The sequence below is a fragment of the Actinokineospora baliensis genome (assembly GCF_016907695.1).
In the GTDB taxonomy this organism is placed as follows: Bacteria; Actinomycetota; Actinomycetes; order Mycobacteriales; family Pseudonocardiaceae; genus Actinokineospora; species Actinokineospora baliensis.
In genome coordinates this window covers 7,498,208-7,510,808 of the sequence record NZ_JAFBCK010000001.1, presented here as the reverse complement: position 1 = coordinate 7,510,808, position 12,601 = coordinate 7,498,208, and the positions used below count along the sequence as shown (strand labels likewise).

Sequence of the window (12,601 nt, the reverse complement as noted above, 5' to 3'; positions counted from 1 at the left end):
CTTCTCGAACAGATGAGCGACATTGTCGGTCCCCCCTCCTAATCTCGTCCTTGATCGCCAACCACGGGGGAACGGGAAGGGGACGGACCATGATCATCGACTGCGACACCTGCGAGGTTCGAGGCGACGCGTGCACCGACTGCGTGGTCACGGTCCTGCTCGGCGCCCCGCCGACCGTCGAGTTGGACGAGCGCGAGCGCGCCGCCATCGACGTGCTGGCCGGTGCGGGCATGGTGCCCAGGCTGCGGCTGATCCCGATCGAGAAGTCCGCCTGAACCACCGACACGCCCGGGGTGAATCCGGCGCGCGGTGAGTGGTCGCTTCCCGCGCCGAACGGTTTCGCCCAGACGCCACCTGCGGGTGAACTGCACTGTTGTCGTCATCACAGACGGCAGTCAGCACTGCTCCGTTGGGGTTTTCCGACGACCGGCAAGCCTTTTTCGCCCCGGCCGGTGGACGGGTGGGCTCACTTTTCGTAACCTGTCCGAGATCTCGCGGCCCGCAGTCACCACCCCGAGGTGACGACGCGAGATCGCCGCCGAATCGGCCCCCTCCCCGGGCTGAACCGGATTCCCCCACGGTGGGGCTTCCTCGATCGGGCGCGTTGTGGCCTAGCTGTTCCGGCCACGCTGTGCAGGCCACGTCGCTGTGGCCGTGACGCACGCGCCGACCCGGTCGTGCGGCCCCCGGTGCGCGTGCGCGCCGGGCCGCCAGGTCGCCCCGTCGGCGGTGCGACAGACGAAGGAGTACGCGCGACGTGTCGTCGCATCGACTCAAACGTGCCAAGCGCGGCGCCATGACGGTCGCGGCCGTCATCGCCGTGGTCGCTTTCTCGCCGTCCCCCGCCTACGCCCAGCCGCCCGCGCCGCCGACCACCGCGTCCGAGGCGCTCAAGCAGTACCAGGAGCTGAGCAAGCAGGCCGAGAAGGTCAACGAGGACCTGCTCAAGGCCCAGACCGACCTCGAGGCCAAGCGCGTCGAGTTCGACAAGGCCACCAACGACGTCGCCCTCGCCGCCGCCAACGAGAAGCAGGCGCTGGCGCTGGAGGAGCAGTTCCGCGGCCAGGTCGACCTGCTGGCCAGCGCCTCCTTCCAGGGCGCCCGGTTCAACAAGATCTCCGCGCTGCTCACCGGCTCCTCCCCGGATGACTTCCTCGAGCGCGCCTCCGCGCTCAACGTGCTCGCCGAGGACAACCAGGAAGCGCTGGCCAAGTACACCGGCGCGGTGAACACCGCCGCCGACGCGCGCAAGCTCGCCGAGGACGGCCAGCGCCGCGCGTCCGAGGCCAAGGCCGCCGCCGAGAAGCTCGCCGCGGACGTCACCAAGACCCGCGACGACCTGCAGGCGCAGATCAAGACCGTCGAGGCGGCCAAGAACCGGCTCTCCGCGAAGGAGAAGACCGACCTGCAGGGCCCCAAGGACGACGGCGTCTACCTGGCGCCCCCCGGGGCCGCTGGCAAGGCCATGGAGGTCGCCCTCGCCCAGCGCGGCAAGCCCTACGTGTGGGGTGCCGAGGGCCCGGGCAGCTACGACTGCTCCGGTCTGGTCCTGTACGCCTACCGCGCCGCGGGGGTCAGCCTCCCGCACTCCAGCCGCGCGCAGTACGGCTACGGCAAGTCGGTCTCGCGCAGCGAACTGCAGCCCGGTGACCTGCTGTTCTACGGCGGCAGCGCCAGCTCGATCCACCACGTCGCGATGTACATCGGCGACGGTCGCATCGTGCACGCCTCCACCTCCGGTGTCCCGGTGAAGACCGACACCATCGATGGAGGCGGGCGCGACTACCTCGGTGCCAAGCGCATCGTCGGCTAGTCACCCCAGCACCACGCGGGCGGCCCCGGGACCACGACAGGTCCCGGGGCCGTTCGTTTTCCCGCGAGCCCGGGTGTGCGCTGGGCCGTATCTGCTCGCCGGGGCGGCGGGGCGGCCCTAGGATTTGCCGGTGGCCACCAGGGCGAGGGCGAGGGCGTGGTTGAGCGCGGCGGTGGCCGTGCTCGCGCTGTCCGGGCTCGCCGTGGCCAACCTGCCCGCGCAGCCGCCGGTCGAACCCCCAGGTCAGGTGGGTCAAGCCCAGCCGATGGGGGCGATCCCGCCGCCGACGGAGTCCGAGCGGACCGCGGCGGCCGAGCGCTCGTCGGCGGTCACCGACCTGCTCCGCAAGCGCGCCGAGTCGATGGTCAACCGGGACGAGGCCGCCTTCGTCGCCACCCTGGACCCGCTGGCCGAGCCGGTGTTCCTCGACGAGCAGCGCGCCCTGTTCGCCAACCTCGCCGACATCCCGCTGGAGACCTGGTCCTACCTGCTGCGCCCGGACGACACCCTCGACCTGACCACCCTGCCCGCGCCCGCGGCGGACCCGACGGCCGAGCTGTGGGCGCCCGCGGTCGAGCTCAAGTACGCGCTGCGCGGCATCGACCAGACCCCCACGACCCGGCCGATGGGCTACCTGTTCGCCCGCCGCGGCGACACCTGGTACCTGCGGTCGGACTCGGCGCTGACCGACCTGGGCAGGCGCAGCTGGCGCGGGCCGTGGGACTTCGGGCCGTGCGTGGTGACCCCCACCGCCAACGGCGTGGTGGTGGCCCACCGGGGCAGCCAGCCCATGGTCGACCGGCTGGTGCGCGAGCTGGACTCGTCGGTCGCCGCGGTCAGCCAGGTGTGGGGCGACCAGTGGCCGCAGAAGGTCGCGCTGATCCTGCCGGACAGCCCGGCCGAGATGCGCGCCCTGGTCGGACCGGACTTCCCGGTCGAGTCCGTGGTCGCGGTGGCCATCGCCGACCGGGTCGACACCGCCAAGCAGACCGCCACCGGGCAGCGGGTCGTGCTCAGTCCGACCGGGGCGCGGGCGCTGTCGGTCACCTCGCTGCGGGTCGTGCTCCGGCACGAGATCACCCACGTCGCCGCCCGCGCCGCCACCGTCGACGGGTCCCCGATGTGGCTGCTGGAGGGCTTCGCCGACTACGTCGGCTACCGCGACAGCGGCATCACCCTCGCCCAAGGCGCCCCTGACCTGGCCAAACGGGTCCGCGAGTCCGGCCCGCCGACCGCGCTGCCCGAGGACCGCGACTTCCGGGCCCGCGACCGCGCGCTGGACATGGCCTACCAGCAGGCCTGGTCGATCGCCCGGTTCCTCGGCGACCGCTACGGCGAGGCCAAGCTGGTCGAGCTGTACCGGGAGCTGGCGGGGGCGGGCCCCATCTCGGCCAGCGACACCGACGACCTGCTGCGCCGCGTCATCGGGCTGGACCGGGCGGGCCTGCTCAAGCAGTGGCAGTCCTACCTGCGCGCGACCCTGCGCTGACCGGGTCTAGGTTGGAGCAGTGCGCAAGACCCTCCTGGTCACCAACGACTTCCCCCCGCGTCCGGGGGGTATCCAGACCTACCTGCACTCGTTCGCCAAGTGGCTGCCCGGGCAGGAGTTGGTCGTCTACGCGCCCGCGTGGCCCGGCGCCGAGGCCTTCGACGCCGCCCAGCCGTTCACGGTCGTGCGCCACCCCGGCAAGCTGATGGTGCCCACCCCCGCGGTGGCCCGCCGCGCCCGGGAGATCCTCCGCGCGGAAGGCTGCGACTCGGCGTGGTTCGGTGCTGCCGCTCCATTGGCGCTGCTCGCGCCCGTCTTGCGTAAGGCAGGCGCTCATCGCGTTGTGGCGAGCACACACGGCCACGAAGTGGGGTGGTCGATGCTGCCCGGCGCACGACAGGCCATCCGCCGCATCGGCGAAACGACAGACGTCGTGACCTATGTGAGCCGCTACACGCGAGCCCGCTTCTCGGCCGCTTTCGGCCCTCAGGCGGCGTTGGAGCTTCTTCCGTCTGGTGTGGACACTGACCTCTATAGGCCGGATGCCGCTGCTCGCGCTGAGATTCGCGCGCGGTACGGATTGGGCGACCGGCCGGTTGTGGTGTGTGTGTCGCGGTTGATGCCCCGCAAGGGTCAGGACGTGTTGATCCGCGCTCTTACCGCCATCCGCGCACAGGTGCCAGACGCGGCCCTCCTGTTGGTCGGCGGCGGCCCTTACCGCCCCCGGCTGGAAAGCCTTGCCGCACAAGCTGGCGTGACCGACCACGTAGTGTTCACCGGCTCGGTGTCGTGGGAAGAACTCCCCGCCCACTACGCCGCTGGCGACGTCTTCGCCATGCCGTGCCGCACCCACGGCAAGGGGCTGGACGTCGAAGCCCTCGGTATCGTCTTCCTAGAAGCAGCCGCGACCGGCCTCCCCGTCATCGTCGGCAACTCCGGCGGCGCGCCAGAAACCGTGCTGGACGGCAAAACCGGCCACGTGGTCGACGGCCGCGCGGTGTCGGACATCGCCGACCGCATCGCCCACCTGCTGTCCAATCCGGAGGAAGCCGCCCAGATGGGCGCAGCCGGACGGCAGTGGATGGAGAAGGCCTGGACCTGGCCAACCCGCGCCGCGCGTCTCCGTGAACTGCTGGACGGGGAGACGGTCTACCGCTTCAGCGCCCACTAGGCGGCCTTGCCGGGACGTGTCTAAGAGTTCTGGTTGGGGAACAGGTCGGCGAAGGGGGCCAGGATGGCCATGCCTTCGGACAGGGCAGAGGCGGCCGCTGTCTTGGCTAGGGAGTGGATCTCGGCGGCCAGTTCCGGGGCTGTCATGCGGCGTTGGGCGGTGCCGAGGGTTAGGGCGATCAGTTTGCCCTCTAGGTTCACCGTCACCTCTATGCCGTGTTTGCCGTTGGCTGAGGCGGTGATTGCGTTGAGGCGTTGGGAGACGGTCACTGGGTGCGCCAGGTGGTGGGGGTGGTGTCCTCGGTTGTCTTAGGCGAAGAGAGGTTGAGCAGGGCGGGGTCCACCTCTTCCAGAAGATGGCGGATTCGGTGATTGGCTTCTGCGGTGGCTTGGTCGATCACTCTGAGGATCACCTCGGCTAGATCAGGTCTGCGGAGGGCGGACTCGGTGAGGGTCAACCTGGACAGCATCCCGCCGGGGTGGACGGTGGCTTCTACGCCGTTGGCTTGGGCTTGGCCGGTCATGATGGGTGGACGCCCCCGTAGAAGGTGTTGTGGGACAGGGTGTGTGTTCTGCGCGCGACAGCATCGCCCGCGTTGCCTTCGATGAGCGTCACCGTGTTGCTGTTGACCTTCTCGACTATGCCGATGTGGGTGCTGGTGGATGTGTTCTGTGGTCCGGTGCCGAATAGCAGCACGTCGCCCGGCCGCGCTCGGCTGAGGTCCCTATAGACCAAGCCTTTGCTCTTGCCCCAAGTGAAGACGTCGCCGGTGAACGGGAGTAGTGGGATGTTCACGCCCGCGCGCCGCCAGACCCAGGTGGCGAAGGACGAGCACCATGCCGCGGCCGGGCCGTACTTGTTCGCGTTGCCGGGGCCCTCGTGGTAGCCGAGTTGGGTTGCCGCGATCTGGGTTATGTTGCCGTGCTTCTTCGCGACAGGGCCAGCCGGCTTGGTCTCCTTGCGCGAAGGTGCCAACTCCCGCAATCGATGCGCGGCGTCCGATAGAGCTGCCTTCGTCTCTGCGACCGTCTTAGCCGACTCGCTCGTGTAGTGGCGCACCAAGTCCGCGACCTGGCCCGCCGCGCGTAATAGCGCTGCCCGTTGTCCTACTGCCACCGCCGCGTCGAGTATGCGGACCGCGCGGTCGGTGTACTCGTCCAAGAGGCGGACCACGGCAGTGTGTCCAGAAGTCAGGGCTTGCGCGGCATCCGTGGTGATCGCGGCCGCCCGAGCCGAGGACTCGCCGGTCTCGCGCAAGCCCGCTCGGGTGCGATCCGACCGCCGCTCGAAACTCGACGCGTCGTGGCCGGTCCAGTCGGCCAGCACGGTCTCGCCAGCGACCCGGTGCTCCTTGCGCTGCTCAGCCAGGTCGTCGTGCACCCGCGCAAACGCTTGCCGCGCGGCTTCGGCGTCCTCGGCCTTGCCCGCGAGCCGGTTCCGGTGCTCCACCATCGTCGCCGCGAAGTGCCGGGCGACCTGCCGGGTGTCGATCACGCCAGCCGCCCCAGCCCCGCCGCCCTGGCCCGGTCGTCGCGGCGGTGCTCGGCCCCGGTCCTGGCCACCGCGATCCCCAACCGCTCCACGTCGTCCGCGCGGTCCTCGACCCGCTCCCGCACCCGCTCGGCGCACTCCCGCAGCGCGTCGGCGAACCCGGACTCCCGCCCGATCCACCCGAACCCGGCCCCGTCCACCGCCGCGAGCCCCCGACCCGCCCGCCGCAACGCCTCGGCCCGCTCATCAGCCGACCGCCCGTACCGCGCCAGCGCCGCCGGGTCCACCGCGAACCCGCCACCCAGTTCCCCGCTGATCAGCCCGACCAGCCCGTGTTCGTCCATCCCCGCCTCCTCGCTCACCCCCACCCTCGCCGGGGCGGGGCCGAGCCGGAACCGGTCGTGCACAACCGATCATGACCACTGCACAGGTGGACCCATCACGCGTAGAGCGCGGCGACCTCGGCGGCACGGGTCTTGAGGATCACGTCCCGGCGCAGCTTGAGGCTGGGGGTCAGTTCCCCGGCGGCCTCGGTGAAGTCGTCGTCGAGGATGGCGAAGCGGCGGACGCCCTCCGCGCGCGACACCAGGGCGTTGGCCGCGTCGACGGCGGTCTGGATCTCGGCGCGCAGGGTGGCCGACCTGGTCGACAGCCGGGCCCAGCCGCGAGTGCGCAGCTCGTCGGGGTCGAGGGTGATCAGCGCGGCGATGTAGGGCTGCCGGTCGCCGACGAGCACGCACTGGCTGACCAACGGGTGGCGGCGCACCGCGTCCTCCAGCACCGCGGGCGCGACGTTCTTGCCGCCAGCGGTCACGATGATCTCCTTGTTGCGCCCGGTGATCCGCAGGAAGCCGTCCGCGTCGACGGTGCCCAGGTCGCCGGTGTGGAACCAGCCGTCCACCAGCACCTCGGCGGTGGCCTCCGGGTTGTTCCAGTACCCCGGCGACACCATCTCCCCGCGCAGCGCGATCTCGCCGTCGTCGAGAACCCGCACGGCCGCCCCCGCCACCGGCCGACCGACCGTGCCGACCCGCGTGGCCGCCTCGGTGTTGACGCAGATCGCCGCCGCCGTCTCGGTCAGGCCGTAGCCCTCGTACACCGGCACGCCCACGCCGCGGAAGAAGTGCGCCAGGTGCTCGCCCAGCGGCGCCCCACCGCAGATCGCCGCACGGCACCGACCACCGAGCGCGGCTCGGATCCTGGCGTTGACCAGCCGGTCGGCCACCACGTGCTTGGCCAGCAACAGCAGCGACCCCGGGGCGCGGCTGTACTCGACGGCCACCTTCTCGGCCGCGTCGAAGACCGCGCCGAGCCCCTGTCCCACCGCCCGCTGCCTGGCCGTCGCGTGCAGCTTCTCGAACACCCTGGGCACCGCGACCACGAACGTCGGCCGGAACGCCGCCAGGTCGTCGGTCAGCGTCCGCACGTCCGGCAGGTGCCCCAGCGTCGTGCGCGCGTAGACGCAGGCCAGCGCGATGGTGCGGGCGAACACGTGCGCCAGCGGGAGGAACACCAGCATCGAGTTGCCCGGTCGCAGCAGCGACGGGAACGCCGCCAGGTCGGCGCGGGCCTGGGCGAGCAGGTTGCGGTGGGTCAGCACCACGCCCTTCGGCCGCCCGGTCGTCCCGGACGTGTAGACGACCGTCGCCAAGTCGTCGGCCCCCGGCGTCCGCCCGCGCACGGTGCCCTCGTCGACACCGGCCCCGAGCGCGGTCAGCTCGTCGACCGCGGTCCCGTCCAGCTGCCAGATCCAGCCGACCTCACCCAGCCGGTCCACGACCCCCTCCACCACCGCCCGGTGCGCGCCGGTCTCCACCACGACCGCCCGCGCCCCCGAATCGGCCAGGATCCACGCCACCTGCTCGGCCGAGGACGTCTCGTACACCGGGACGCCGACGCACCCCGCGAACCAGATCGCGAAGTCCAGCACGGTCCACTCGTAGCGGGTCCGCGACAGCAGCGCGACCCGGTCACCGGGCGCCAACCCGGCCGCCACCAACCCCTTGGCCAGCGCCAACACGTGCGCGGCGAACTCCTCGGCGCTCACCCCGACCCAGCGCCGGTCCACCCGCCTGCGGAAGGCGATCGCGTCGGGGAACCGCGCCGCGTTCGACCGCACCACGTCGGCCAGGTTGTCCCCGGCCGCCACCGGCGCGTTCCCCGGCCCGCTGTACTCCCGCATGGCGACCTCCCGACCCAGCCGACCACACCCCGGGGTCAGGCACTGACCCGGGTCCGCCTCCACCGTGGCATGCTGCGCGGATGCCGCAAGTCGATGTGGTGGACGAGACCTTCCTCGCCGTGCCGCCGCCGGTCGTGGCCGCGGTGTTCGCCGATCCGGCCGCCTGGCGCCGGTTCTGGCCGGACCTGTCGCTGGCCGTCTACGCCGACCGGGGCGCCGAGGGGCTGCGCTGGACCGTGCGCGGCGCGCTGGTGGGCACCATGGAGATCTGGCTGGAGGCCGTGCTCGACGGCACCCTCGTGCACTACTTCCTGCGCGCCGACACCCCCGGCCCGATGCCGCCGCGGCGCCTGGCCGCCGAGCGCACCCGCCGCCAACTGGCCGCCAAGCGGGTGGCGTTGCGGCTCAAGGCGGTGCTGGAAGCCGGGCGGGCGCCCGGTGTGGCCCCGGAGCCCGCGTAACCTGATCGCCGTGCGGGTCCATGTGGTGTCCGATGTGCATGGCAACGCCGAGGCGCTGGCCAGGGCCGGGGACGGGGCCGACGCGCTCGTCGTGCTCGGTGACCTCGTCGACTTCGTCGACTACCACGACCACTCCGGCGGGATCATGGGCCGCGTGTTCGGGCCGGAGCGGGTCGCGGTGTTCGCCGGGCTGCGCCGCGAGCGCAAGCACGGCGCCGCAGCCGCGTACGCCCGCGAGCTGTGGACCGGGCTCGAAGACGCCGCCGCGGTGGTCGAAGAGGCGGTGCGCGCCCAGTACAAGGAGCTGTTCGCGGCGATGACCGCGCCCACCTACGCCACCCCCGGCAACGTCGACCAGCCGTGGCTGTGGCCGGAGTTCATCGGCGAGGGCGTGCGCGTGCTCGACGGGGAGAGCACCGAGATCGGCGGGCTGCGGTTCGGGTTCGTCGGCGGGGCGCTGCTGCCGCCGGGATCGGTACCGCGCCGCGGCTCGGTGTTCCGGCCGTACCTGCGCACCGCAGAGGACTTCGACGCCGGGGTCGCCGCGCTGGGACCGGTGGACGTGCTGTGCAGCCACGTGCCGCCGGAGGTGCCCGAGCTGACCTACGACGTGCTGGCCAGGCGCGCCGAGATCGGGTCGGCCGCGCTGCTGCGCGCGATCACCGAGCACCGGCCCAGGTGGGCGGTGTTCGGGCACGTGCACCAGCCGCTGGCGGCGCGGGTGCGGGTCGGGCGGACCGAGTGCGCCAACGTCGGGCACTTCCAGCGCACCGGCAGGCCCTACGTGCTGCGCTGGTGAGCCGTGCCCCCGAGGCGGGCGGCACCGGGTAACCTCCCGGGCATGGCCGACGAGTCCACCCAGTCCATCGTCGTCGACGCGCCGCCAGAGCGGATCATGGCGGTGATCGCGGACTTCCCGGCGTACCCCGAGTGGGCGCAGGCGTTCACCAAGACCGAGGTGCTCGCCGCGGGCGCGGACGGCCGCGCCGAGCAGGTCGCCTTCACCCTGGAGTCGGGGCCGTTCAAGGACTCCTACACGCTGGCCTACGAGTGGTCGGCCGACGGGCTCACCGTGGCGTGGTCGCTGGTGAAGGGGCAGATGCAGCGCTCGCAGAACGGCCGCTACGCGCTGACCCCGGAGGGGGATCGCACCACGGTCACCTACACGCTGTCGGTGCAGCTGGCGGTGCCGATGATCGGCCTGTTCCGGCGCAAGGCGGAGAAGATGATCATGGACACCGCGCTCAAGGAGCTCAAGCGCCGCGTCGAGCGGGGCTGAGTGCGGGTACTGCTGTTCACCGGGAAGGGCGGGGTCGGCAAGACCACCCTCGCCGCGGCCACCGCCGCCCAGCTCGCCGCGCGCGGGCAGCGGACCCTGGTGGTCTCCACCGACCCGGCCCACTCGCTGGCCGACGCCCTCGACGTCACCCTCGGCGCCGAACCGTCCCAGGTGGACGCCGCACTGCACGCCGCGCACATCGACGCCCGCGCCCTGGTCGACCAGTCCTGGCCCGCACTGCGACAGCACCTCGGCCGGTTCGCCGCCGGGCTCGGGCTCTCCGCGCTCGACGCCGAGGAACTCACCGTGGTGCCCGGCGTGGACGAACTGCTCGCCCTCACCGAGGTCGCCCGGCTCGCCCGCACCGGCACCTGGGACGTACTCGTCGTCGACTGCGGCCCGACCGCCGAGACCCTGCGGCTGCTCGCGTTGCCCGAGGCCATCGCCGCCTACCTGAGCCGGACCCGGGCACGGCTGGTGTCGGAAGTGCGCGCCGCGGCCGCCGTCGTCGGGACGCTTGCCGAGCACCTGGCGGACCTGCGATCACTGCTGACCGACCCCACGGTCACCGCCGTCCGCCTGGTCCTCACCCCCGAACGCCTCGTCGCCGCCGAAACCCGCCGCACCCTGGCCGCCCTGGCCCTGCGCGACATCCACGTCGACGCCATGATCGCCAACCGCCTCGTCCCGCGCGCCAGCCGCTGGCGCGGCCCCGCGGCGGCGTGGATGCGCGACCGGCGATCCGAACAGGACGCGGTGCTGTCCGAATTGGACACCGGGGGGTTGCCACTGCACCGGGTGGAACACGTCGCGGCCGAGCCTGTTGGTCTTGTTGCTTTGCGTGGCCTCGCTGGCTCGCTCTACGGCGACACAGACCCCTTGGCGACCCGACCGGCGGGTACCCCGCTGCTGTCAATCACGGCGGACGGGGTGGACCAGCTGTTGCGGATCGCCTTGCCGCTGCCTGATGCGGTCGCGTTGGGGCTGGCGCGGGTAGGGGATGACCTGGCGATCACGGTGGACGGCGTGCGGCGGGTCGTGGCTCTGCCTGAGGTGTTGCGGGAACACGTGGTTCGTGACGCTGAGGCCGATCGGGCGGGTGTGATTGTGCGATTCGCGCCTGGTCGGGAGGCTGGTCCGTGAACCGATCTGGCGGCTGCCTGGCCGGTGAGGGGCCTGACCAGCTGTTGCGGATGGACGTGGCTGCCTTGGGGCTGAGTCGTGTCGGGGACGATGTGGCGATCGTGATTGGTGGCGCCCGACAAGTTGTCGCCTTGCCGAAGGTGGTGCGCGGCCGCATCGAGGTCGCCGCTGATTGGGCGGGCGTGGTTGTCCGGTTCGCGCCTGGTCGGGAGGCTGGCCCGTGACTTGTGCAGCGGCGTTTGGCGCCGGTCAGGAGGGCAGCCAGTGACTGATCCCGGTACTCGGTTGGCCAATGAGCTGGCCCTGCTGCTCACCGCCGCCGCCGACCAGGTCGGGCCGTGGCTGGATCGCGTGGCTGCGACGCCGTCTGGTGCGACCCCGTGTCAGTCCTGTCCGCTGTGCGCCCTCGTCGCCGTTCTGCGTGGGGAACCCAACGAGCTGGCGGCCGCCGGTGTTGAGCGTCTGGCGGATCTGGTCGCACTGCTGCGGGCCGTTCTGGCTGACCGTTGGCATCCTGGGGAACCGCACATGCCCGGGTTCCAGCCAGACCCGCCTACGTCGGGGCGGGTTCAGCACATTCCCGTTCGCCGACCGTGAGCACGATCGGCGTCGACGTCGGTGGGACCGCTGTCCGGGCCGCGGTTGTCGACTCGGCGGGGGTGGTGCTGGCGGTTGCCAGGGGGTCCACCCGGGTGCCGTCGCTGGAGGCGGAGATCTGCCGGGTGGTGGCTGAGCTGCGGTCGGACTTCGAGGTGTCCGCCGTCGGGTTGGCGGTGGCCGGGTTCGTGGCGGCAGACCGGCGGACGGTGATGTTCGCGCCGCACCTGCCGTGGCGGGCGTCGGCCGTGGCGGACCGGTTGGCGGGGCTCATCGGGTTGCCGGTGGTGTTGGAGCACGACGCGAACGCGGCCGGGGTGGCGGAGGCCCGGTTCGGGGCCCTGCGAGGTGCCCGGGTCGGGCTGCTGGTCGCGCTGGGAACCGGGATCGGCGCCGCGCTGCTGATCGACGGAACGGTCTATAGGGGTGCGTTCGGGGTCGCGCCGGAACTCGGCCACCTGCGGTTGGTGCCGGACGGGCGCGACTGCCCGTGCGGGAAGCGGGGCTGCTGGGAGCGGTACTGCTCGGGGACCGCGTTGGCCGCGACCGCGTTCGAGCTGGGCGCGGGGGAGTTAACCGGACGCGAGGTGGCCCGGTTGGCGCGCGAGGGGGATGCCGTCGCGGTGGCCGCGGTACGGGAGATGGCGCGGTGGTTGGGGGAGGGACTGGCCCTGGTCGCCGACGTGTACGACCCCGAGGTGGTGGCGATCGGGGGAGGGGTGTCGGGGTCGGCGGAGCTGTTCTTGGGGGACGCGGTGGCACGGTTCGAGGCGGCCGTGACCGGAGCGGGACACCGGCCGGTGGCGCGGGTGCTGCGGGCCGAGTTGGGCGACGAAGCGGGGATGGTCGGCGCGGCGGTGCTCGCGGCGGCTGGTTAGGCCTGAGCCGGGATGGTCGGCGTCGTGCGGTGGTGTGGGCTGCGGGCCCTCAACCGCAGCGGAGCGCATCCCGTTGCGAGTCCGGGACGTGTGGGTG

15 protein-coding genes are annotated in these 12,601 nt (G+C 72.1%); 10 read left to right on the top strand and 5 right to left on the bottom strand.

The window, feature by feature from the left end; all coding sequences use genetic code 11:
* Positions 1-89 precede the first annotated feature (89 nt).
* The 4 genes from JOD54_RS33050 (at position 90) to JOD54_RS33035 (ending at position 4,473) form a co-directional block, all read left to right on the top strand.
* Positions 90-275, top strand: a complete 186-nt coding sequence (locus JOD54_RS33050; protein WP_204455842.1) for a hypothetical protein — start codon at positions 90-92, stop codon at positions 273-275.
* Positions 276-757: 482 nt separating this feature from the next.
* Positions 758-1,813 (top strand): C40 family peptidase, encoded by a 1,056-nt coding sequence (locus tag JOD54_RS33045; protein ID WP_204455841.1) that lies wholly within the window; start codon positions 758-760, stop codon positions 1,811-1,813.
* Positions 1,814-1,943: 130 nt separating this feature from the next.
* Positions 1,944-3,302, top strand: coding sequence for a peptidase MA family metallohydrolase (locus JOD54_RS33040; protein ID WP_307860469.1), 1,359 nt, complete (start codon positions 1,944-1,946; stop codon positions 3,300-3,302).
* A 19-nt stretch (positions 3,303-3,321) separates the two neighbouring features.
* Complete coding sequence (locus tag JOD54_RS33035) at positions 3,322-4,473, top strand: glycosyltransferase family 4 protein (protein ID WP_204455840.1); 1,152 nt, start codon at positions 3,322-3,324, stop codon at positions 4,471-4,473.
* A gap of 20 nt (positions 4,474-4,493) precedes the next feature.
* On the opposite strand, the gene JOD54_RS33030 is transcribed toward JOD54_RS33035, so the two are convergent.
* The 5 genes from JOD54_RS33030 to JOD54_RS33010 all read right to left on the bottom strand — a co-directional run bounded on the left by JOD54_RS33030 (position 4,494) and on the right by JOD54_RS33010 (position 8,146).
* On the bottom strand, positions 4,494-4,742 hold the full coding sequence (locus JOD54_RS33030) for a hypothetical protein (protein ID WP_204455839.1): 249 nt from the start codon (positions 4,740-4,742) through the stop codon (positions 4,494-4,496).
* Entirely contained in the window at positions 4,739-4,996 is a 258-nt protein-coding gene (locus JOD54_RS33025; RefSeq protein WP_204455838.1) for a YbaB/EbfC family DNA-binding protein, read from the bottom strand. The genes JOD54_RS33030 and JOD54_RS33025 overlap by 4 nt, the downstream gene beginning before the upstream one ends.
* Positions 4,993-5,967: a C40 family peptidase gene (locus tag JOD54_RS33020; RefSeq protein WP_307860468.1), complete on the bottom strand. Its 975-nt coding sequence runs from the start codon at positions 5,965-5,967 to the stop codon at positions 4,993-4,995. Before JOD54_RS33020 ends, JOD54_RS33025 begins: the two co-directional genes overlap by 4 nt.
* Positions 5,964-6,308, bottom strand: coding sequence for a hypothetical protein (locus JOD54_RS33015; RefSeq protein ID WP_204455837.1), 345 nt, complete (start codon positions 6,306-6,308; stop codon positions 5,964-5,966). Before JOD54_RS33015 ends, JOD54_RS33020 begins: the two co-directional genes overlap by 4 nt.
* A gap of 95 nt (positions 6,309-6,403) precedes the next feature.
* On the bottom strand, positions 6,404-8,146 hold the full coding sequence (locus tag JOD54_RS33010; protein WP_204455836.1) for an AMP-dependent synthetase/ligase: 1,743 nt from the start codon (positions 8,144-8,146) through the stop codon (positions 6,404-6,406).
* Between the two features lie 80 nt (positions 8,147-8,226).
* Here JOD54_RS33010 and JOD54_RS33005 point away from each other — a divergent pair, with 80 nt between their 5' ends.
* The 6 genes from JOD54_RS33005 to JOD54_RS32980 all read left to right on the top strand — a co-directional run bounded on the left by JOD54_RS33005 (position 8,227) and on the right by JOD54_RS32980 (position 12,504).
* A complete protein-coding gene (locus tag JOD54_RS33005; RefSeq protein WP_204455835.1) occupies positions 8,227-8,607 on the top strand; it encodes a polyketide cyclase / dehydrase and lipid transport in 381 nt (126 codons plus the stop codon).
* Positions 8,608-8,617: 10 nt separating this feature from the next.
* A complete protein-coding gene (locus JOD54_RS33000) occupies positions 8,618-9,406 on the top strand; it encodes a metallophosphoesterase family protein (protein ID WP_204455834.1) in 789 nt (262 codons plus the stop codon).
* 42 nt (positions 9,407-9,448) lie between these two features.
* The gene (locus JOD54_RS32995; RefSeq protein WP_204455833.1) at positions 9,449-9,886 is read left to right on the top strand and encodes an SRPBCC family protein; all 438 of its coding nucleotides are present in this window, start codon (positions 9,449-9,451) and stop codon (positions 9,884-9,886) included.
* Positions 9,887-11,029 carry an ArsA family ATPase gene (locus JOD54_RS32990; RefSeq protein ID WP_204455832.1) on the top strand — a complete coding sequence of 381 codons (1,143 nt, stop codon included), beginning with the start codon at positions 9,887-9,889 and terminating at the stop codon, positions 11,027-11,029.
* Positions 11,030-11,079: 50 nt separating this feature from the next.
* Positions 11,080-11,253, top strand: a complete 174-nt coding sequence (locus JOD54_RS36130; RefSeq protein WP_372440426.1) for a hypothetical protein — start codon at positions 11,080-11,082, stop codon at positions 11,251-11,253.
* A 369-nt stretch (positions 11,254-11,622) separates the two neighbouring features.
* Positions 11,623-12,504, top strand: coding sequence for an ROK family protein (locus JOD54_RS32980; RefSeq protein ID WP_204455830.1), 882 nt, complete (start codon positions 11,623-11,625; stop codon positions 12,502-12,504).
* The last annotated feature ends 97 nt before the right edge of the window (positions 12,505-12,601 follow it).

What these genes read in the sequence shown, in the direction of transcription:
- JOD54_RS33050 (WP_204455842.1), top strand. Translation starts at nt 90, where the DNA reads ATGATCATCGACTGCGACACCTGCGAGGTTCGAGGCGACGCGTGCACC.
- JOD54_RS33025 (WP_204455838.1), bottom strand. Translation starts at nt 4,996, where the DNA reads ATGACCGGCCAAGCCCAAGCCAACGGCGTAGAAGCCACCGTCCACCCC.
- JOD54_RS33015 (WP_204455837.1), bottom strand. Translation starts at nt 6,308, where the DNA reads ATGGACGAACACGGGCTGGTCGGGCTGATCAGCGGGGAACTGGGTGGC.
- JOD54_RS33010 (WP_204455836.1), bottom strand. Translation starts at nt 8,146, where the DNA reads ATGCGGGAGTACAGCGGGCCGGGGAACGCGCCGGTGGCGGCCGGGGAC.
- JOD54_RS33005 (WP_204455835.1), top strand. Translation starts at nt 8,227, where the DNA reads ATGCCGCAAGTCGATGTGGTGGACGAGACCTTCCTCGCCGTGCCGCCG.
- JOD54_RS32995 (WP_204455833.1), top strand. Translation starts at nt 9,449, where the DNA reads ATGGCCGACGAGTCCACCCAGTCCATCGTCGTCGACGCGCCGCCAGAG.
- JOD54_RS36130 (WP_372440426.1), top strand. Translation starts at nt 11,080, where the DNA reads ATGGACGTGGCTGCCTTGGGGCTGAGTCGTGTCGGGGACGATGTGGCG.